Genomic DNA, 20,099 nt, shown 5'->3' on the forward strand with positions numbered 1-20,099 from the left:
TCGCGATGACAGCATCTGTTGTCATAGGCTGGCGGGCATGCCGAGATGGGAGTCCGACGCGCAGGGCCGGCTCGAGCGCGCAGCGCTCGAGCTGTTCGAGACGCAGGGGTTCGAGCGGACGACAGTCGCGCAGATCGCGCGCGCCGCCGGTCTGAAGGAGCGCTCCTTCTACCGCTACTTCACCGACAAGCGGGAGGTCCTCTTCGCCGGCAACGAGCTCGAGGCCCACCTCGTCGCCCGGGTCGAGGCGGCCGACCCGGGCCACACGCCGATCGAGGTCCTGCTGACCGCGCTCGGGAGCGCCGACGAGGTCTTCCGCTCGCGAGAGTTCCTGCTGCGCCGTGTCAAGGTGATCGCCGCCAGCCCGGCACTGGCCGAGCGCGATCTGATCAAGCTCGCCCACGTCGCCGACGCGCTGGCGCCGGCACTCGAGCGACGCGGCGTCGATCCCGGCGAGGCACGCTTCGTGATCGATGTGGTGATGGCGATCTCCCGGCGCGCCACGTCTCTCTGGCTGGTCACCCCGGAGGCGACCTTCTCCGAGCTCGTCGTCCAGGCCGCCGCCGAGCTATGCGAGGTGGCCGCGCCGCTGGCCCCCACGGCCCGCTGAGTCCGCCCGCGGCCCTTCTCCCGCTTCAGGCCGGGGCGAGCCGGAGCAGCGCCGCGGTCTCCTCGACGTCGGCGACGGGCAGATCGAGGCTGCGCGCCATTGCGACGGTCCGTTCCACGAGCGGATCGCTCCCCTCGCTCAGCTCGCTAGCGACCTTCTATCTGAACCGCACGAATCGATCGGGACCATATTTCGGGGAAGCGTTATCGGAGGGACCGAGCAGACCGGTCGCTGGGCGATCGATGCGCGTTTCAATCGGCACGTGCTTGTGGAACGTGTGCGGAAGATCGAGCGCTTCTCATCGCGTATCACAGTCACTAGGCTGGACGCACAGGTGCTGCTTCGCCAACTCCCCAGCGGCTTCGCAGCTGATGGTCTGAACACGGCTCCCAGTGGGTTTGCGGCGGACGCAGCAGGAAGATGCGCCACGCGCTCCGGAGGGGCCAGGGTGGCGGAGCCGCAGTCGCCTTGCCAGCAGAGGCCGTGCAGCAGCAGGTGGTACAGCTTGGCCCTGGTAAGGCGGCGACCACGCGGATAGCGTGATCAAGCATGAGCAATTCTTTGGTGGAGCGCTTGGTCGGTGCATTGAACAGCCACGACCTCGATGCTGTGTCGTCTTGCTTCGGCCCCGACTTTTCGGGTGAGTGGCCGGCCCATCCGGGCCGGGGCTTCCAGGGGCCGGAGCAGGTGCGCCGGAACTGGGAGATGATCTTCAAGATGTCGCCGGAAATCACGGTCGCGATGACGAACGCGGTCGAGGTTGGCGACGAGGTGTGGGGTGAGTGGCACTACACCAAGGCGGCTGGCCAGGACCTGCGCGGCGTCATCATCATCACGGTACGTGACGGCCTGATCCGCCGGTCGCGGTTCTACATGGAGCCGATCGACGTTGCGGATGCTGCGGTCCCGGGCGGACCACGTCTCGCCCGCGACTGACAGAATGGGGCCGTGCGGCGGGACGACGACTTCGGGACCGCGCTGCGGGCACTGCGACAGCGGCTTACACCAGGTGAGGCCGGGGTGCCGGCGTCGTTACCCGCCGTTCGGCGCGTGCCCGGCCTGCGCCGGGACGAACTCGCCGGCCTTGTGGGCGTCTCCGAGGAGCATGTGAAGCGCCTGGAGCAGGGCCGACGTCGGCCGTCGCAGGGCGTGGTCGACGCGCTCGCCAGGGTGCTACGGCTGACCTCAGCAGAGCATGCCCGGCTGCGTGCGCTGGCTGGGTTCGCCGCGTCTCCCGAGCCGGACGGCATGGTTCCGCGCGAGATCACGACGACGGCCCGCCGGATGCTGGACCGGCTGACCGAAGTCGCGGTCTGCGTCTGCGACGCGAGCTGGACGGTGCTGGCAGCGAACGAACTCTGGCACTCGGACGTGTGCACGGTGCCGGACACGCCAGGGCGGGAGCGGAACGTGGTCTGGCGAGCGTTCACCGAGACTGGCCCTTCGGTGTTCCATGCGCCCGAGCGGCTGGCCGGGTTCCGCGCCGCCGTCGTGGCTGAACTGCGCGATGCGGCCCGTCGCTACCCTGCCGATACTGAGCTGTCGTCGATGATCAGCGACCTGCACGCCCGGAGCCCGGAGTTCGTCCAGCTCTGGGACGCTCCGCCCTTTCAGGGGGGTCACGCGGACCGGCTGCGTGTGCCGAGTCCGATCCACGGCCACCTCGATCTTGACTTGGACGTGCTGACGCTCAACGCAGGCGACCTGCGGGTCGTCGTCTACAGTGCGGCCTAGTACGGCAGTAGCCGCCATTCGAGAGGTGACCTCGGATCCCTCGGGAACGAGAACATCCATCGACGCAGTGGATCATCAACTCCCACGTGCGCCATCACACCCGCGCCAACGAGGCGGCAGCGTTTCCGCAGGTAGCGACAGCGATGGGTGTTATGCCGGTTCGGCATGCCGAGGTGCCGAGCGGGACATGGCGCTCGCGTAGCCATTTCCAGTTGACTGTGGACTGTGCCGCAACCGTTCGTGATGGAGGTCCGGCTCTTCCTGAGGCCGGAGTGCAAGGGCGAGCGAGGCGATGTACGCGGCGCCCCGGCAGGTCACGCAACTGACACCGCTCCACAACAGCGACGCCCCCGATCCGAACGTGCCGGCCTGACCCGAGTTCGCGGTCCCGACGCGATTCGGCCGATCGGCATCGGACCCGCCAAGCCCTCGACGCTCGGTGTCCACGACGGGTCCGGGCTCTCGATGACCCTGCCTCCCTGCCGAGCACACGAACCTGCGCTTGGCGCCGCAACTTCAGATGTCGATGCCGTACAACGATGCGGCGTTGCCCGAGGAGAACTTCTCGCGAGCCGAATCGGAGGAGAAGTGCCCTAGGAAGGAATTGATGTCTTCCGCGGTCGGGTGCTGGAAGGGGTAATCGGTGGAGAAGATCAACCGGTCGATCGTGGTCACCGACAGGGCGTGGTGCAGCAGCGCCGGGTTGAGCATACCGGAGGCCGTGATGAAGAAGTTCGACCTGATGCATTCCGCCACTGACCGTTGCAGACCGGCGACGCGAGAAAGACTGCCGGCCCGGTCCAACCAGAACAACAGCATCTCCCCCCAGTGGCCGAGCACGACCTGGAGGTCGGGATGCCGGTCGAAGGTGCCTCGCAGTATCAGCCGCAGTGCCGCGGTCGCGGCGTCCAGGTGCCATCCCCAACCAAAGGTGGCCAGGGCGAGGTCGGTCATGGGATCGAAGCCGCGGTAGGACGCGTCGCGAACGGCCCGCGACGGCAGCTGAGGATGGATGAACACGGATTGACCGAGTTCGGCCGCAGCCGCGAAGAAGTCGTCGTAGAGGGGGTCGTCGAGGAAGACGTCACCTGATCGGCCGTAGACCATGGTGCCGACGTGACCAAGGGCCGCCGCGCGTTCGAGCTCGCCGGCGACGTCTTTCGGTGAGGACATGGGCAGGGTGGACAAGGCCCGGAACCGGGACGGGTGGCGGCGGACGGCTGCGGCGGCGACGTCGTTGGCGCTACGACTCAGCCGCAGGGCGTCGGTGGAGGGCAGCGGCTGGGTGCCCGGCGGGGTCAGGGCGAGGATCGAGACGTCGATGCCCTGTTCGTCCATCGCCGCGAGCCGGCCCGAGTCCAGGTCCTCCAGGCGCTGCTGGTGGTCGCCCATCTCGTTGAAGGCAAGGCTCTCGTCACGAACCTGCGGTGGCAGGGCGGTGAGGGCGGACGTCAGGTCGGGCATCATCCAGTGTTCTTCGATCGCGATGAGCGTCATAGCTGCGTCACTGCTCCTGTCGTGGTGGTGGTTCAGCCGACGGGCTTCGGCGGGTTGATGGGGTCGCGGCGGGGACCGTGGAACGGGTCACCACCGAGGCTGACGAGCGGCGAGACGAGCGCCGCGAGCCCGAACTGGGCCGCGCCCAGCACGGCCGATCCGGCGCCGACGGCACCCGGGACCGCATTCAGGGCCATCGCGGTGGCCGGGCCGAGGATGAACCCCCAGTGACGAAACCGCGAAGAAGATCGGCAACGGCAGCCAGGCGACGTTGACCGGCGACAACGCCAGGGCGAGCACGAGGAGGAGCGGGACGGTGATGGCGTTGCGAATCGGCGGTCACCCTGTCTCCTGTCAAATGACAGCTATCAGTTGACAGCAAAGATACCATGATCGGGTGTCCGAAGCGCACGCGGAACGGTTGTTCGAGCTCGCCGACCTGATCCTGGCGGTCGGCCGGCTGATCTACGCGTCCAAGGAGTTCCCAGCCGAGTCGTGGACGCCGCTGGAGAGCGCAGTGATGCGATTCATCGACCGAAGCCCGGGCACGACGGCCGGCGCGGCAGCCGAGGCGACACGGCTCATCTCCAGCAACTTCAGCAGGGCGGTGCGGGGCCTGGAGAAGAAGGGCATGGTGCGCCGCGAAGTCGATCAACACGACGCTCGGCGAGTACGCCTCTACCCCACCGCGCGGGCCCACGACAACCTGAAGCGTCTGCACGACGTCTGGAGTCGCCTGCTCGACGGCATCGTCTCCGACCCCAACGAGATCGAGGCCGTGAGCTCGACCCTTCGGCGGATCGAGACCGAACTCCTCGCGCGAGCACGGCACGGCGCTGGACGGGTCGAGTAGGCAGTCGGGATCCGGGGTGGTGATGTTCTTGCTGGAACCCGATCGGGCCAGGTCGGACTTGGCCAAGCGGGCGGACCGTTCGACCCGGTAGAGGTCATGGGTGGAGCCGATGTGATCGATCCCGACCACCCGTCGGCCGCGTTTGTGCACGACACTGCCGTCGCGCGCTCCGGGCACCCGGCCCGCGCTCTCACCGACGTGGGCCGGGCGTCTCCTCCTGCGGCGTGGCATAGAGGGCGCCGGGCAGGGCGAGCGCCTGGCCGCTGTCGCCGCCGGGGTCCGCGTGGATAGAAGGCCGCGGTGAGCCGGAGGATGCCGGTGGCAGGAGCGGCCAGACGTACGACGTTTGAGCGCCACCCGCGCTGCTTGCTCAGGCGCGACCCACACGGCTTTCGGCAGGGACGTCGGTCATGCGCGCGTCGTAGCCGGGTTTCGGGGTTGACGACGCGGCCGGCGGCCCACCAGTTCTCGCGGGCTGTTTCGAGGACCACCATCATGATGTCTTCTTCGGGGACATCGGCGGACAGCCGGAGGTTGCTGACGAGTTCGTTCTTCTGCTCGGCTGTGCGCTGGTTGAAGGACAGCTGGATGAACATGGTGCGCTCGCTGCGCGGCAGGCCGAACACGACCGACTGCATGTGGAAGTTGTCGGGCGTGACCTCGTGGAAGACGTGGAACTGGTCGTCCTGGGGGACCTTCAAGACGTCGACCATGGCTTTGTGGATGGCGGTGGAGACGTTGCGGCGGTGGGCGGGAGTGGTTCCCTGGCGGAGGTAGGACGTCACGCTGGTCGGGCTGCGGGTGCTGCGCGAGGTGACCGAGCGAGGCACCTTCACGGCCGCGGCCCAGGCGCTGGGCTATACGCAGTCGGCTGTCTCCCGGCAGGTCGCAGCCCTGGAGCAGGCCACCGGCGTTCGGCTGTTCGACCGCTGTTCTGGCGGTGTGCGGCCGACCTCGGCGGGCCGTGCTCTGCTGCGACACGCCGTGACCGCGCTGGATGCGTTGGACGCGGCCGACCGGGAGCTGCGCGGTGCGGAGGACGACACCGGCCCTGTGCGGCTCGGATTCTTCCCCGCCGCAGGAGCGGTGCTCGTGGCCCGCGCCCTAGCAGCCCTACGCCAGCAACTCCCCCGCACCCGGGTCATGACCCGGGAGGGCACGACCCCATCGCTGGTGCGGTCGCTGCGCACCGGCACCCTCGACCTCGCCCTGCTGTCCTCCCGGCCACCGCACCGCTCACCCGACACCGACGATCCACCCCTGCGAGTGGAACCGTTGCTGGACGACCGCCTGGTCCTGACGGTGCCTGCAAGCGGCCAGTTCGCCGACCGCGCCAGCCTCACCGCTCAGCACCTCGTTGGTGAGACGTGGATTGGCAGCCCAGCCGGCGTTGACGAGCCGCTGCTCGGCGTCTGGCCGGGCTTGCCCGGAAGGCCCCGCATCCACCACGCCACCCGAGACTGGCTGACCAAACTGCACCTCGTCGCAGCCGGAACAGGCATCACCACCGTTCCCTCGACGTTGCTGTCCGCTATCCCGCCCGGCGTCCGCCTCATCAGCATCGACGACCTTCCCGAGGAACGACGCCGCGTAAGCCTCGTTCGCCTGCCCGGGCCCACCACGCCGCCGACTCGAGCCCTCGTCCACGCCCTCCGCCAACACGCGGCCGACCTCGCCCAATAGCCCGCCGGACCACCAGCCCGACCTCCCCCACCCGGACTGATCGCCCCGCACCGTCCGGAAAATCTTGAGCAAAGGCCCTCGTGGCCTGCGTGGCGCCGAGCTTGAGCCGCATTCGGCTCTGCTGTCACCGCTGTCGGGTCACCGCAGCCGTTCGGCCAACCCGTTTACGAAAACGCCGGTCGACAGCTGACCGACAAAGCATTACGCCGCGGCACGTTCCACTCCGTGCCCGATCTGATCGCCAGGATCGAGGAATACGTCGCCGCCCACAACGACAATCCCAAGCCGTTCATCTGGACCGCGACCGCCGACGAGATCCTCACCAAAGTCGCCCGCGGGTCCACGGGCTGCGGCTCGGGCGTCACGTCAGTCATCAGGTGCTACCTCCATGATCGGAGTTACACCGTTGTTCTTACGGTCCCGCTATGGGGAGGCCGCTGCCGTCCAGGCCGCCAGTTTCCCTTTCGCCGCTGGTGGGCTATCTTAAACGGATCGGTGCCCCGCATACGTGGAGCACTGCCCCACTTGCGAGGTTGGGAGGCATATGCGAGCCGACGCCAGGAAGAACTACGACCGCCTCCTCATGGTCGCGCGCGACGTCGTGACTGAGGAGGGCATAGACGCGTCGCTACGTGACATCGCACGCAGAGCGGGCGTCGGGCTCGGCACGCTCTACCGTCACTTCCCGACGCGGGAGGCGCTGCTCGAGGCGCTGATCCGCACGAAAGTCGACAAGTTGACCGCCCAGGCGGCCACGCTCGAAACGTCGGACGCACCCCAGGAAGCCCTCGTTTCATGGCTCCGCGGATGCGTCGCGATCTCACACGAGTTCCGGGGCGTTACGGCGCTGCTGATGGCCGCCATCGAGGACACGGAATCCGCACTCAATGCTTCGTGTGTTGAGCTGCACGAGGCAGGCGCGCGGCTCCTCGAGCGCGCTCAGGCGGGGGGCATAGTACGGGCCGACATCGATGGCACTGACCTGTTCGCGCTGGTCGGGGCGCTTGCGTGGCTCTATGACCAGCCCTCGCTCGCGCAACGCGCCGATCATCTCTTCGGTGTGATCTCGGGCGCGATCCTGACCAGTCGGGCAGTCAGCGGCGTCGGTGAGAAAACCCTCAGGTCCGCGTCTGAATATCTTCGCGACGAGCGAGTTAGTGGATCACAAACCTCAGCGGAGTTGGGCGCCAGGTAACGCCAGTACCGAATCGAGGCGCTGTTGCCGTCAAGGTCGCTCCCTGGAGAGGGCTAACCCCGGACACTGAGGCGCCTTTCTTGACTGCCGCCGCCATTCGGTGCGGACCTGGGGCCGTATGGTCTCTGGTCGTAGCGGGCGAGGTGCGCCGCCGTCTCGTTTGATGCACACTTCGCTGCGCAGAACGGCGATGCCGCCGGGAGCGAGACCATCCCCCACGCCGGCCCGGCCGGGTCAGGCAGCACCGGGTCCAGGGCCAGCGCCCGACACCACCCCGTGAACGCCACCCGCACCTGCTCAGCCTGCTGCGCGAGGCCACCGGCTGGTGCGGCACCTGTTCCCGCCCCCGGCCGGGCAAGAAGCCACCCCAGCCGTGTCGCGGCTGCGGCCGGGTGCTGCGCCATGCCGGGCTCGGGTTGTACTCGGCGTGCTGGCAGCGCAACCCGCACCGGCCCGTCGTCCAGGGCGAGCGGCTCGCGGCCGGGCGGCGTCAACGCCGCATCGACGCCGCCCCCGCCGCCCTGCGGCCGGCCGTGGAGTCGTGGCTAGCTCGTCGGTCCTTGCATATCGGAGCACTGCTCCGTATATTAGGGGCACTGCTCCGTTTAGACCTCAGGACCGCCGCCCTGAGCCTGAGGTGGCCTCATGGACGGTGCCCGGACATCGATCGGCCGTGGGGCCGACAGGAAATCTGGAGTGACGCAGAAAATATGACGACTGTGGGATTCATCGGAAGCGGACACATCGGCAGCACCATCGCGCGACTCGCCATCGCGGCAGGCCACCAGGTCGTGCTCAGCAACTCGCGCGGTCCCGAGACGCTCGCGGACACGGCCGCAGGACTGGGGCCGCGGGCGTCCGCGGCGACGAGCGGGGAGGCCGCGGCGGCCGGTGACATCGTCGTGGTCACGGTGCCTGTCAAGTCCTTCCCCAACTTGCCCGCCGCGCCACTGGCCGGGAAGACGGTCATCGACACGTGCAACTACGGCCCCGAGCGTGACGGGCACATTCCCGAGCTCGACAGCAAGTCGCTCACCTCGAGCGAGCTGCTGCTGCGGTACCTCCCGGACGCCATGGTCGTGAAAGCGTTCAACAACATCTTCTTCAAGCACCTGCTGTCACTCGCCCGCCCCGCGGGAGCGGCCGACCGCTCGTACCTGCCGATCGCCGGGGACTCCGCGCCGGCGAAGGCGGCGGTGACCGAATTCATCGAATCCATCGGGTACAGCGCGGTGGACGTGGGACCGCTGGCCGATAGCTGGCGGCAGGCGACGGGCACGCCGGTGTGGGGAACCCCGTACGGGCCCGCCTCGAACGAGAAGGGCCAGCCGGTCGGCCTGGACGCCATCCGCGTGGCACTGGCCACCGCAACGCGGTAACCGCAAGTTGGCGCGGGCGCGGCCGTACCGTGGCTACGCCTCGGCGCTGCGCACCAGCCTGCCCGACGCGGTCCGGGTACTGGAGGCGTTCCATGTCGTGCGGCTCGGGTTCGCAGCCGTCGACGACGTTCGCCGCCGCATCCAGCACGACCAGCTCAGGCACCGCGCTGATCGATAGGGCCGCACCGGCGACCCGCTGTTCGGGATCCGGCGGCTGCTGCGGCGCTACGACCCGACTCGGCCGACACCTGCCCTGGGTCACCGCCCAGGGCACAGGACACCATCAAGTCGGCCACCGACATCATGCACGGAGCTTGGACTGGGTTCATCACCAACGGCTCGCCGGAAGCGAGTGGGATTGCCTGGCCTCCATACACGTCGCTTGAGCCTGCGTACGCAGTACTGAGCACCACCTGCAGCACGGCGAAGGAACTGCCCACCCCTTGGCGCACCTGATTCCCGAGCCGCAGCCGGACTGAGTGACCGTACCGGTCGGGCGAGCACCGGATATGCCGGCAGCCTTCGGTCCGAGTGCGGCTCCTCCAGGCAACCTGCCGCCGGCGGAAATGGACCAGTCGGTCGAGCGCGGGCCTCGGTTGCGCCGTCATCGTGCCCGAGCTTCCCCATTCCACCTATTGAGTCTCTCTCCCGGTCGGACCGAGCTGATGCGACAGTCCCACGCATGCAGCAGCAGAGGATCCCGGTCGCCATTCTCGGCCCGGGGAACATCGGCACCGATCTGCTGACGTCGGCTACGACGCCTGGGTGGGCTACCACGGCCACCAGAACATGAGCCTCGGCGTCGCCAACTCCGTCATCGCCCACGAGAACCCGGCCCGCGAGCAGACCGCCCAGGAGAAGACCGCATGAACACCGTGCCCGAGAGGGCGCGCGCCCTCTACGACGCCCGCCGCACCCGCACCCCCATCCCGCCGTTCACCGACGCCGAGCCGGACCTCGGCATGGCCGACGGTTACGCGATCCAGCAGGAGCTCGTGCGGCTCCTGCTGGCCGACGGCGACCGGATCGTCGGGCACAAGGTCGGGCTCACCGCCGCGCCCATGCAGAAGGCACTGGGCATCGACACGCCCGACTACGGCCCGGTGCTGGCCTCCACCGTCTACCGCACCGGTGACGCGATCCCGCTGGAGGCGTTCATCTCGCCGAAGGTCGAGGCCGAGATCGTCTTCGTCCTCGGCGAGCGCCTCGAGGGCCCCGGGGTCACCGTCACCGAGGCACGCGCCGCGATCGCCGGCGCGGTCGCCGGCATGGAGATCATCGACTCCCGGATCGCCGACTGGCGGATCAAGCTCGCTGACACCGTCGCCGACCTCGCCTCCAACGGCGCCATGGCCACCTCGAGCCGGATCGTCCCCTCGACGATCTCGACCCCCGGCTGATCGGGATGACTCTGACCCGCAACGGCGAGCTGGTCGACACCGGGGCCGGAGCCGCCGCGCTCGGCGACCCGGTCGCCGTCGTCGCCTGGCTGGCCAACACCCTGGGCGAGCACGGCGTGGCCCTGGAGCCGGGGCACCTGATCCTGACCGGCGCGCTGCACGCCGCCGTTCCGATGACCCCGGGCGACGTGTTCCGGGCCGAGTTCGACCGGCTCGGGCCGGTCACGGTGAGGGTCGCATGAGCAGGAACGTCCCGGTGAACGTCTCCGAGCTGGCCGGCCGGCTGAGCAAGGCCGTCGCCGACCGCATCGCCATCACCAAGCTGACCGACGATTTCCCCGGGCTCGACATTCTCACCGGCTACCGGGTGCAGGGCGAGCTGCGCGCCGCCGCCGGGGTTCTCGCCGGTTGGAAGCTCGGCGTCACCTCGCGCGCCAAGCAGGCCCAGGTCGGGGTGTCCAGCCCGATCTACGGCTTCCTGCCCGCCGCGGGCGCGGTGGACCTGGGCGAGCCGCTCGACACGTCGGTGCTCATTCAGCCGCGCTGCGAGCCGGAGATCGTGTTCATCCTCGGTCGCGACCTGGAGGGCGCGCACGTCACCGCGGCCGACGTGCTCGCGGCGTCCTCCGGGGTCGCCGTCGGGATCGAGGTCCTCGACTCCCGGTTCGTCGACTACGACTTCACCATGGCCGACGTGGTCGCCGACAACACCTCGGCGAGCCGGTTCGTCGTCGGCGCCCCCGTCGCGCCCACCGGAATCGACCTGCGCCTGGTCGGGGTCGTGCTGGAGAAGAACGGCGAGGTGGTCGCCACCGCCTCCGGCGCCGCGTCGCTGGGCCACCCCGCGGCCGCGGTCGCCTGGCTGGTGCGGCAGCTCTCCGCCGACGGCGAGGGGCTCGCCGCCGGGCAGATCGTGCTGTCGGGCGGGCTCACCGCCGCGGTCCCGGTCGGCCCCGGTGACGTCGTTACCGCGTCGATCGACCGGCTGGGCGCGATCGAGCTCGCCGGCCGCTGAGCGGCTGTCTCCGACCTGCGCTGACCCGCCCCCCGGCTGCTCAGCGCAGGTCGGCCCACGACAAGCGGGCGAAAACCGGATTCCGTGCCGCCTCCCGTCCCAGCGCGTTCGCCGAGGTCTGCACCGCCATGCCCAGCTGCACCGCCGTCGACGTCGCCGACGTGCGCCGTCACCGACAGCGCGGCGATCACCGTTCCCTGTGGCGTGATCGGAGCTGCCGCGCACAACACTCCGGGCCCCGACTCCTCGCACTCGTACGCGACGCCGCGCTCCCGGATCGCCGCCAGCTCGGCGCGCAGCGCGGATTCGTCGGTGATCGTCGTCGGCCCCAGAGCCGGCAGGCCGTCGGCCACGACCGCGTCCACCACCGTCGGCTCAGCCCACGCCAGCAGCGCCTTGCCCACCCCAGTGGCATGGGCCGGCAACCGGCCGCCCACCCGCGACCCCATGGGCGGGGCGGCCCGGCTGCGCAGCTTGGCAACGTAGACGACCTCGGTGCCGTCGAGCACGGCCAGATGGACGGTCTGACGGGTCGCGTTGCGCAGGTCCGCCATGTTCGCCAGCGCGAGCTGCCGCAGCTCCCGTGGCCGAGCGGCCCGCTCGCCGAGCTCGAAGAACCGAAGGCCCAACCGTACGTTCTGCCCCGAGCGCTCCAGGAACCCGTGCTCGACGAGCTCGGTGACCAGCCGCGACGCGGTGGCCTTCGCCAGCCCGGTCCGGCGCGCGATCTCACCGATCCGCAGCTCCGTGTCCTCGGCGCCGAACGCGTCGAACACGCTCGACACCCGACCGATCAGCGACACCGGAACGTCTCGCTCACTGGAACGCATCCCCTAGTGTCCCGAACCGGAAGTCCGGTGCATAAATCGGCGGATCCAGGTTTCCGCTGGGCTAGAGGCGGACGCGGACGGGGACGCTCTCCCAGGCCCGCAGGGTGTTGTTGTGGTGCCGCACGGTCGGGCCGGCGAGCTCGATGCTGCGCACCCGCCGGGCCAGGGCCGTGAGCAGCGCCTCGGCCTCGAGCCGTGCGATGTGCTGGCCGATGCACTGGTGGAGCCCCATCCCGAAACCGACGTGACCGGAGGGGTCGCGGGACAGGTCGAACGAGTCGGGGTCGTCCCAGCGCCGCGGGTCGCGGTTGGCCGCCCCGAGGAACATGAGGATCTTCTTGCCCTCCGGGACGACGTGGTCGCCCACGCGGACGTCGACGGTGGCCGTGCGGAAGAAGGTCTGCACCGGTGACTCCCATCGAACCGCCTCGTCGAAGGCGACGCGCGCCAGCGACGGCTGCTCGCGCAGCCGCTGCCACTGCTCGGGGTTGGTCGCGAATCCGTAGAGCACAGCGGACAGGCCGTGCACGGTCGTGTCCACGCCCGCCGTCAGGAGCGATCGGACGATGAGGGGCGCCTGCTCGGGGGTGATGTCGCCGCGGTCGGCCGCTGCCCAGATCTGCGCGCCGAACCCCTCGTCGGTGAGCGCCTCGCGGGCGCACTGGGCGCTGACCCACCCGGACAGTTCGGCGATCCGCGGCGCGCCCTGCGCGACGAGGTCGTTGCTCGGGCCGAAGGCGTTGAACGCGAAGTCGCCGTAGGGCAGCAGGTTCTCCCGGCCTTCCTTCCCGATGCCTACGGCGTCGGGGAACACCCGCAGCGGGAACGCCTCGGCCAGTGCGCCGACCGCGTCGAACTCCTGGGTGTCGAACTCGTCGCCGCCGGCCACGAGGTCCGCGACGAGTTGCTCGGCGTCGGCGAGCCACTGCTCGCGCAGCCGGCGCAGGGACCGCGGACCGATGATCTTGGTCAGCACCCTCGCCGGCGCGTCGTGGTGCGGGGGGTCGGCCTCGAGCAGCAGGCTGGGCGGGCGCCACGGCTTCTCGTAGCGGAAGTTGGACAGTCCCACGCCGGCCGCCGACTGGAAGTCCTGCCAGTTGACCAGCGCGGCGTGCACCTGCTCGTAGCGGGCGAAGGCGTACACGTCGTAGCGCGAGAGGTGCACGACCGGCCCGGCGTCGCGCAGCTCGGTGTGCAGCGGCAGCGGGTCCTCCAGCACCTCGTGGCTGAAGGGATCGGTGTCGTTGGTCGGCAGCGTGGTGCCAGAGCCCAGGATCGCGGTCACGGATACGCCCCTTTGCGGTCAGAGATCGAGAACGAGACGGTCGCTGCGGGCACGGGACACGCAGATGAACATGCAGTCGCCTGCTCGGCGCTCGTGGTCCTCCAGCAGGGCGTCGCGGTGGTCGGGCTCGCCGGCGAGGACCGTGGTCTCGCAGGTGCCGCAGATGCCCTGGCGGCAGGAGGACAGCACCTCCACCCCGACCTTCCCGACGGCTTCGAGGATCGTCATCTCGGGCGGAACGGTCACAGTGACCCCGGTGCGGGCCAGCTCCACGTCGAACGGGGCCCGGCGGACGGCGGCAGGGGGCTCGTCGCTCACGAACCGTTCGGCGCGCAGGGTGTGCGGGCTCCGGTCGGCGCAGACACCGTCCATGGCCGCCAGCAGCGGCGCGGGTCCGCAGGCGTAGATCTTCACGCCCGCACGGGGTGCGCCGAGGAAACCGGGCAGGTCCAGCAGGCCGAACTCGTCCTGCGGAACGACCTGCACCCGATCGCCGTAGCCCGCCAACTCGTCGAGGAACGCCATCGACGCCCGACGACGGCCGCCGAAGAGCAGGCGCCAGTCGGCGCCGAGCATGTCGGCCTGCCGCACCATCGGCAGCAACGGCGTGATGCCGATACCGCCCGCGACGAACAGGTAGTGCTCCGAGGGGACCAGCGCGAAGTTGTTCCGGGGACCGCCCACTTCGACCGGGTCCCCGACCGCGAGCTCGTCGTGCACGTAGGCGGATCCACCGCCGCCGGCCTGCTCGCGCAGCACCCCGACCCGGTAGGTGAACGGGTCCCAGCGGTCCCCGCACAGGGAGTACTGGCGGGTCATCCCGTTCGGCAGCAGGAGATCGATGTGGGCCCCGGGCGCCCAGTCCCGCAGCCGCAGGCCGGCGGGTGAGGCCAGCTCCAGCGTCACCACGTCCTCGGCCACCAGTTCCTTGGCGGTGACGCGCAGGGGGGCGACGTCGGCGGAGACCGCGCCCTTCTCGGTGCCGATCACACCCGTCAACGTGTGGATCACTCGACCTCCTGGTTGTTGCCCGAAGAGTCCGGCACCCCGCCCCGGCGACGAAGCCCGTTCTCAATGGACGAGAAACCTGCGACACTTGCCGATGTGCCGCGCGCCGCCACCGGGGAGTCGTCCCTCGCGCGCGCTGTCCGGATCATCGCCGCGTTCACACCCGACGAGACGTCCCTGCGCGTGTCCGAGATCGCCCGCCGGACCGGCCTGCACGTCGCGACGGCATCCCGGCTCGTCGCCGAGCTCACCGCCCACGGGCTGCTCGAGCGGGGGCCCGACCGGGAGGTCCGCGTCGGGGTCCGGCTGTGGGAGCTCGCAGCCAGGGCGTCGCCGACCCGGTCGCTGCGCGAGGCGGCCCTGCCCTACCTGGAGGACGTGCACGCCGTGGTCGGCCACCACGCCCAACTCGGTGTGCTGGACGGTGCGGACGTGCTGTTCCTCGAACGGCTGTCGGCACGCGATGCGGTGATCAACTACACCCGGATCGCCGGCCGCATGCCGCTCCACATCTCCTCGTCCGGGCAGCTGCTCCTCGCGCACAGCCCGCCGGAGGTGCAGGAACGCGTCCTCCGGGCACCACTGCAGCGCTACACCGCCGACACGATCACGACTCCCGATGCACTGCGGGCGACGCTGGCCGAGGTACGCCGACGCGGCTACGCCCTCACGGAGGGCCACGTCCACGTGGACGCGACCGGGGTCGCCGTGCCGGTGCGGGGCGCCCTGAACGAGGTGGTGGCAGCGCTGTCCGTGATCGTCCCCAACGACGGCCACGCGGAGGCCTGCGTGCCGGTACTCCTGGCCGCCGCCCGCGGCATCAGCCGATCACTCACCGCCGCTGCCACGAAGGCTCCCTATTCACGACACCCCGGCAACCCCCGACTGACCGGATAGACCGGCGCTGACCGCCCATCCGGCTACCATCCGGCAGCATGGTCACGGGGCCGGCAATGGGGGCGGGCAAGCTCCTCGACGGCCGTTTGAAGTTTCGGCACCTGATCCTGGCCGACGTTCTCACGGCTCGGGGCAGCGTGGCCGGGGCAGCCGCAGCGCTGCACGTGACCCAGCCCGCGGTGACCCGAGGGTTGCAGGAGCTCGAGCGGGTCCTGGGCGTCGAGCTGTACGAGCGTGGCCCCCGCGGCGTGGAGGCCAACGAGCTGGGACTTGCCTTCACCGAGTACGCCCGGGCCATCCTCGCCCAGGTCAACCAGGCCGAACGGCACCTCGACGAGATCCGCAACGCGACTCGGGGGAGGGTGGTCATCGGCACCCACGTGGCCGGCTCCAACCTGCTGCTCCCGCGAACCGTGTCCCGCCTGAAGCGGGAGCGGCGGCTGCTGACGATCATCGTGCGGGAGGGGACGCCCAGTTCCTGCTGGAGGAGCTCGCCGCTGGGCGGGTCGACATGATCCTCGGGAGGATCAGCGGGCCCACTCCGGAACACACCCGGCGGCATGCACTGTACGAGGAGGAGGTCCGGATCATCGTCCGTGATGGGCACCCGCTGACCACCCGTGCTCGGATCGACCTGTCCAACCTGCTCGACCACACCTGGATCCTCCCCGGGGCCGAGACCACCCTTCGGATCGAGCTCGAGGAGTACTTCGCGCGGCACGGCCACGAGTTCCCCGTCGACCGTGTCGAGGTGACGGCCCATCTCGCCGTCCTGCGGCTGCTCATGGAGACCGACATGGTGGCCGCCCTGCCCGGCCTGGTCGCTTTCGAGCCCGGGCTCACCGCCCTGCCACTCGAGCTGGACGGCGTACGGACGTTGGTGGGAGTGACCGTGGCCGAGGGACGGCGTCTCAGCCACGCCGCGACGGCCATGTTCGCTGCGCTGGGCGAGGAGGTCGAGAGGGTGGAACACCCGGGATTCGGGCTCGCCGCGGGAGCATCCGGCGCGAGCGCCGGTCCCACCATGACCCCGCGCTGAGCCGCCGCGGGCATGGGTCGCGCGCTTTTCGGCATTGGTCGGCCCTCTCGGCCTCACCTAGCGTCACCGTCATGCCCCATCGAGAACGGACGCCGCAGAGCCCACCGGTGAGCAAGGTGCTCGACGGCAAGGCCACCCCGCGGGGGGCCTATCCGCACGTCAAGGTGGTCGGCAACCTGGTCTTCGTGTCGGGCACCAGCAGTCGACGCGCCGACAACTCCCTGGCCGGCGTGCAGGTCGACGCGCGGTGTGGGTTGGGCCGCGGCCATGGGGCGGGTGGGCTCGATCGTCGGCCCCGCAGCCGGCGGGATCCTGCTGGGCCTGCAGGGCCGCGCCCAAGGCATGGTGCTCGCGGCCCTCATCCCCGGGGCGCTCGCCGTGGTGGCCCTCGTCGTGGTCGCCCCCCGGCTGCGGGCCCGATCCAAGGATCACACAGGGATCGCCGCCGCCACGGATCCTCGCTAGGGCGTCTGCCACCGCTGCGGCGATCAGGCCAGATGCTGCTCCCGGCGAGGCTCCGGCCACCGCCGCTCCGGCCACCGCATGGACCAGCCCGCTCGCTCCGCGCGGCCGCCGTTCCTCACCGCGGCTTGTCGCTACAGGAATCTCCGATCACGCTCAAATCAGGTCGGGCACCGAAAGCCGCCGTACTTGATGAATGCTTACGTCGCGCGATCGTGACAGGCAGCGGATGTGCCGCCGGGCAGGTCGAGGGCCGGGTTTCGGTCGCAGAAACCGCTCGGCTTGAGGCTGAAGCCGGAGTAGTCGACCGGCATCACCGGCCAGTCCTCAGGGCGTGGGACGTGCGTCGGCCCGAACACGTGCCAGAGCACGACGTCGGTGTCCACGATCGAGCGGTCCGCCGCCGTCCAGGCCGGCAGCCCAGCACCTCCGGAGTGCTGGTTGGGTCGCTCGCCCGCGGGGTAGCGCTCGGACTCGTCGAAGCGGGTGATCCAGAGGTGCCGGCGGGCGAAGGCGGCCCGCTGCGCGACCGTGGCCTCCGGCTGGGCGAGCAGGGTCGGCCCCGGGTGCGGGTGCAGGTGGTAGGCCCGCGGCGCACCGACCGCGTTGCGGGTGCTCGGGTTGGAGATCCGCCAGACCCGCCCGACTGCGGGATCGGCCATCCGCACAGCCTCTGACTCCGACCTCAGCGGCGTCGTGCGCGTGGTGAAGGCGTTGCCGTGGGGGTTGTCGGGGCCGGTGGGCACGCCGACCATGTCGATCTCGTGCACGGAGTTGCCGCTCCCTGCGATCTCCACGTCCAGACGGGCGCAGAACAGGTGCTGGTGGAAGGGGGCGAACAGACCTCGGGCGATCTCGCTGGCGTGCGGGTTCGCAGTGCCGGGATGCCCGCCTGCGGTGAACACGATGCCGGTCGCCTTGACCTCGAGCTCGATGGATCCGTCGAGGTAGAAGTACCAGAAGAAGCCGTAGTCGTAGTTGCCGATGGTGGCGAAGAACGACACGACGAAGCGTCGCGACCGGCGGGTCTCCACCGCTCCGGTGAGCACGTTGGTGTGCTTCCAGAGGATCCCGTAGTCCTCCTCGTGCATGCAGATCGCCTGCGGGATACGCACGGGCCTGCCGTGATCATCCGCAACGACCGCGTCGAGGTAGTGGATGACTCCAAGGCAGTCGCACCCGAGCCGCAGCGAGTTCGCGTTCTTGCCGAGCAGGTACTCGCCTGCGTCGAAGTAGCTGATCCAGTGCCGGAAGGGCGAAGGGTCGCCGTAGGGGACGACCATTTCCGGAACCGACGCCCGGTACAGCACTGGGAGCGTCTCGCCGTCAGTGGTGAACCCGACCTGGTGCAGCGTGAGGCCCTCGCGCGCGTTGAACCCGACTCGCAGCTCCCAGTTCTCCCAGCGGACAAGGGATCCGGCCACCGTGAAGCTGGGCCCCTCCGGCTGGGTGATCTCGATCGGCTTGAGGGTCGTCCGGGCCGGCCCGACCGATGCCGGGTCGAAGTTCCCGTCCGCTGCAGGAACAGGGACGTCCCCTGCGTCCTCGACGCACAGAACCTCGCTCGAGATCACGTCCACGTCCGCGATCAGGCCCTCGACCGGGTGCGCCCACGGGCTGTCCTCGACGTGGTCCCGCAGGAAGGTCAACCCGCGCAGGACCCGGCGTCCCTTCTCCCGCGGTACGTCGAAGAAGCCCGGCGACAGCGGTGCGACGAAGGTGAGCGAGGTGTCGGTGACACCCCGCCGGGCCATCGCAGCCTGCCAGTGCGGGTCGGCCTTGATCAGGTCCGCGCAGCGGTCGTATTCCTCGAACAGCACCGGCGGCTGGCCGTAAGGCGCCTCGGTGGGGTCCACGTCGGTCCACGACTCGACCCGTGCGCCGTCGAAGTCGACCAACACTTCGGCGATCGCCCCTGTCGCCACGTCGAGGAGGGTCGCTTCCACCCGGCGCGGCACGGCGTCTCCCGGCCGGTGACGACGAACCGTGTCCTTGGCCGGCTCGCGCAGCAGCAGCGAGGCGAACCGGGTGCTCGGTGCCAGGCGACCGGTGGACTCCAGCACGGCGCGGGCTCGGGTGACGTCGGAGGCCGTGAGCGGGTCGAGAGGGTGCGCGACCTCGACGTCCTCGGCCCGTGAGCGCGGCGTGGTGACGGTCATGGCGACAGTGTCGAGCGTGGCGACGGTGCGGTCTTGACCAGGTCGGACCGGACGTTGACCGGACGCGTACACCTTCACCTCAACGGATCGGCACCCGCCCCGTCGCCGCGGCGCGGAGGTCACAACCCTGGACGCGCCACTCGCTCGGGGTCATTCCGAAGGCGGCCTTGAAGACCCGGCTGAAGTGTGCGGCGTCCGGGAAGCCCCACCGCGCGCCGACCGCGGACACCGAGCGGCCGGCGTGCAGCGGATCGACGAGCTCCTCCCGGCACCGCTGCAGGCGACGTCCGCGGATCCACCCTGTGACCGTGTGCCCCTCGGCCTTGAACACCTTCTGCAGGTGCCGCGTCGAGACGTAATGCGCAGCAGCGATCGGTTCCGGCCCGAGCGTGGGTTCGGCCAGGTGGGCCTCGATGAAGGCGCGGACCCGCAGCGCCAGAGTGCGGTGCTCGTGATCGGTGTGCCCGAGCTGCACCGCGAGGCGTTCGGTCAGCGCCGTGGCCACCATGTCGAGCACGGAATGTGTGAGGCGCCCCCCACCCGGTGTCATGAGGGCGTCGAGGTCGGACGCGATCTGCCCCAGCATCCGGCACACCAGCGGTCCGACCCCGTCGTCGCAGGCGAGGTTCGTCCCGACGACGGTGGCGATGTCGGACGCGGGAACCTGCAGGTTCTCGTGCGGGAACATCAGTACCAGCGAGCTGAACGGCGCGCTCGACTCGAGCGAGTACGGGCGGGTGCTGTCGTAGATGGCCAGATCACCCGGCCGGAGCACGACCCGGTGGTCGTCCTGGGTCAGCAGCTGGCTGCCGGTGAGCTGCAGGCTGACCTTGAAGAACGGCCCGTCCGTGCCGCGGGCGAGGGTCGCGGTGCGCAGGGCGCGGTGTGGGTCCGCTTCGATGGTGCTGAAGTGGACGCCGCCGTTCTCCGCAGTCTGGATGCGCCCTCGGAACGTCCCGGGAGCCGCCTCGGCGCGCAGCGGCACGAAGGACGTCGAGACCGCGTTCCGCCACTCGTCGACGGACTCGCAGGTGAGGGTCCGGGTCGGCATCG

Annotated in this window: 21 protein-coding genes and 3 pseudogenes; 16 read left to right on the plus strand and 8 right to left on the minus strand. The window is 70.0% G+C overall.

The window, feature by feature from the left end; genetic code table 11:
• Positions 1-37 precede the first annotated feature (37 nt).
• From K1T35_RS35275 to K1T35_RS35285, 3 genes are all read left to right on the plus strand, one after another.
• Positions 38-610, plus strand: a complete 573-nt coding sequence (locus tag K1T35_RS35275; protein ID WP_220256070.1) for a TetR/AcrR family transcriptional regulator — start codon at positions 38-40, stop codon at positions 608-610.
• 549 nt (positions 611-1,159) lie between these two features.
• Complete coding sequence (locus K1T35_RS35280; protein WP_220256071.1) at positions 1,160-1,546, plus strand: nuclear transport factor 2 family protein; 387 nt, start codon at positions 1,160-1,162, stop codon at positions 1,544-1,546.
• A gap of 12 nt (positions 1,547-1,558) precedes the next feature.
• The gene (locus K1T35_RS35285; RefSeq protein WP_220256072.1) at positions 1,559-2,344 is read left to right on the plus strand and encodes a helix-turn-helix domain-containing protein; all 786 of its coding nucleotides are present in this window, start codon (positions 1,559-1,561) and stop codon (positions 2,342-2,344) included.
• Positions 2,345-2,860: 516 nt separating this feature from the next.
• Here K1T35_RS35285 and K1T35_RS35290 read toward each other — a convergent pair.
• Positions 2,861-3,841: an amidohydrolase family protein gene (locus tag K1T35_RS35290; protein ID WP_220256073.1), complete on the minus strand. Its 981-nt coding sequence runs from the start codon at positions 3,839-3,841 to the stop codon at positions 2,861-2,863.
• A 32-nt stretch (positions 3,842-3,873) separates the two neighbouring features.
• Positions 3,874-4,038 carry a hypothetical protein gene (locus tag K1T35_RS49360; RefSeq protein ID WP_255621071.1) on the minus strand — a complete coding sequence of 55 codons (165 nt, stop codon included), beginning with the start codon at positions 4,036-4,038 and terminating at the stop codon, positions 3,874-3,876.
• A 200-nt stretch (positions 4,039-4,238) separates the two neighbouring features.
• Between K1T35_RS49360 and K1T35_RS35300 the strand changes: the two genes are divergently transcribed.
• A complete protein-coding gene (locus K1T35_RS35300) occupies positions 4,239-4,694 on the plus strand; it encodes a MarR family winged helix-turn-helix transcriptional regulator (RefSeq protein WP_220256074.1) in 456 nt (151 codons plus the stop codon).
• Positions 4,695-5,167: 473 nt separating this feature from the next.
• On the opposite strand, the pseudogene K1T35_RS49905 reads toward K1T35_RS35300, so the two are convergent.
• Positions 5,168-5,530, minus strand: a pseudogene (locus tag K1T35_RS49905) (tautomerase family protein); the annotation flags it as partial.
• Here K1T35_RS49905 and K1T35_RS35305 point away from each other — a divergent pair.
• The 8 genes and pseudogenes from K1T35_RS35305 (at position 5,496) to K1T35_RS35335 (ending at position 11,366) form a co-directional block, all read left to right on the plus strand.
• Positions 5,496-6,377: a LysR family transcriptional regulator gene (locus K1T35_RS35305; RefSeq protein ID WP_220256075.1), complete on the plus strand. Its 882-nt coding sequence runs from the start codon at positions 5,496-5,498 to the stop codon at positions 6,375-6,377. The pseudogene K1T35_RS49905 and the gene K1T35_RS35305 sit on opposite strands and share 35 nt — an antisense overlap.
• Positions 6,378-6,557: 180 nt before the next feature.
• A pseudogene (locus tag K1T35_RS35310) lies at positions 6,558-6,716 on the plus strand (IS630 family transposase); the annotation flags it as partial.
• A gap of 205 nt (positions 6,717-6,921) precedes the next feature.
• Positions 6,922-7,572 (plus strand): TetR/AcrR family transcriptional regulator, encoded by a 651-nt coding sequence (locus tag K1T35_RS35315; RefSeq protein ID WP_220256076.1) that lies wholly within the window; start codon positions 6,922-6,924, stop codon positions 7,570-7,572.
• A gap of 710 nt (positions 7,573-8,282) precedes the next feature.
• Positions 8,283-8,951, plus strand: coding sequence for an NADPH-dependent F420 reductase (locus tag K1T35_RS35320; RefSeq protein WP_255621072.1), 669 nt, complete (start codon positions 8,283-8,285; stop codon positions 8,949-8,951).
• A gap of 7 nt (positions 8,952-8,958) precedes the next feature.
• On the plus strand, positions 8,959-9,129 hold the full coding sequence (locus K1T35_RS35325) for a transposase (RefSeq protein ID WP_220256077.1): 171 nt from the start codon (positions 8,959-8,961) through the stop codon (positions 9,127-9,129).
• Positions 9,130-9,817: 688 nt separating this feature from the next.
• Positions 9,818-10,351 (plus strand): 2-keto-4-pentenoate hydratase, encoded by a 534-nt coding sequence (locus K1T35_RS35330; protein WP_255621073.1) that lies wholly within the window; start codon positions 9,818-9,820, stop codon positions 10,349-10,351.
• A gap of 5 nt (positions 10,352-10,356) precedes the next feature.
• The gene (locus K1T35_RS49365) at positions 10,357-10,593 is read left to right on the plus strand and encodes a fumarylacetoacetate hydrolase family protein (RefSeq protein WP_255621074.1); all 237 of its coding nucleotides are present in this window, start codon (positions 10,357-10,359) and stop codon (positions 10,591-10,593) included.
• Positions 10,590-11,366 (plus strand): 2-keto-4-pentenoate hydratase, encoded by a 777-nt coding sequence (locus K1T35_RS35335; RefSeq protein WP_220256078.1) that lies wholly within the window; start codon positions 10,590-10,592, stop codon positions 11,364-11,366. Before K1T35_RS49365 ends, K1T35_RS35335 begins: the two co-directional genes overlap by 4 nt.
• Positions 11,367-11,581: 215 nt before the next feature.
• Here the strand turns inward: K1T35_RS35335 and K1T35_RS35340 are convergent.
• The 3 genes and pseudogenes from K1T35_RS35340 to K1T35_RS35350 form a co-directional block, all read right to left on the minus strand.
• Positions 11,582-12,196 (minus strand): annotated as a pseudogene (locus K1T35_RS35340) (IclR family transcriptional regulator); the annotation flags it as partial.
• Positions 12,197-12,257: 61 nt separating this feature from the next.
• The gene (locus tag K1T35_RS35345) at positions 12,258-13,481 is read right to left on the minus strand and encodes a cytochrome P450 (RefSeq protein ID WP_255621075.1); all 1,224 of its coding nucleotides are present in this window, start codon (positions 13,479-13,481) and stop codon (positions 12,258-12,260) included.
• Between the two features lie 18 nt (positions 13,482-13,499).
• On the minus strand, positions 13,500-14,426 hold the full coding sequence (locus K1T35_RS35350; protein ID WP_220263046.1) for a PDR/VanB family oxidoreductase: 927 nt from the start codon (positions 14,424-14,426) through the stop codon (positions 13,500-13,502).
• Positions 14,427-14,555: 129 nt separating this feature from the next.
• Here K1T35_RS35350 and K1T35_RS35355 point away from each other — a divergent pair, with 129 nt between their 5' ends.
• From K1T35_RS35355 to K1T35_RS35365, 4 genes are all read left to right on the plus strand, one after another.
• A complete protein-coding gene (locus K1T35_RS35355; RefSeq protein ID WP_220256079.1) occupies positions 14,556-15,386 on the plus strand; it encodes an IclR family transcriptional regulator in 831 nt (276 codons plus the stop codon).
• A 38-nt stretch (positions 15,387-15,424) separates the two neighbouring features.
• A complete protein-coding gene (locus K1T35_RS49370; protein WP_255621076.1) occupies positions 15,425-15,901 on the plus strand; it encodes a LysR family transcriptional regulator in 477 nt (158 codons plus the stop codon).
• On the plus strand, positions 15,898-16,425 hold the full coding sequence (locus K1T35_RS49375; RefSeq protein ID WP_255621077.1) for a LysR substrate-binding domain-containing protein: 528 nt from the start codon (positions 15,898-15,900) through the stop codon (positions 16,423-16,425). The genes K1T35_RS49370 and K1T35_RS49375 overlap by 4 nt, the downstream gene beginning before the upstream one ends.
• A gap of 249 nt (positions 16,426-16,674) precedes the next feature.
• Positions 16,675-16,890, plus strand: coding sequence for a hypothetical protein (locus tag K1T35_RS35365; RefSeq protein ID WP_220256080.1), 216 nt, complete (start codon positions 16,675-16,677; stop codon positions 16,888-16,890).
• A gap of 197 nt (positions 16,891-17,087) precedes the next feature.
• On the opposite strand, the gene K1T35_RS35370 is transcribed toward K1T35_RS35365, so the two are convergent.
• Positions 17,088-19,046, minus strand: coding sequence for a primary-amine oxidase (locus K1T35_RS35370; protein ID WP_220256081.1), 1,959 nt, complete (start codon positions 19,044-19,046; stop codon positions 17,088-17,090).
• A 79-nt stretch (positions 19,047-19,125) separates the two neighbouring features.
• Positions 19,126-20,097, minus strand: coding sequence for a helix-turn-helix domain-containing protein (locus K1T35_RS35375; protein ID WP_220256082.1), 972 nt, complete (start codon positions 20,095-20,097; stop codon positions 19,126-19,128).
• Positions 20,098-20,099 lie beyond the last annotated feature (2 nt).

Origin of the sequence: Pseudonocardia sp. DSM 110487 (assembly GCF_019468565.1) — a bacterium.
Classification (GTDB): Bacteria; Actinomycetota; Actinomycetes; order Mycobacteriales; family Pseudonocardiaceae; genus Pseudonocardia.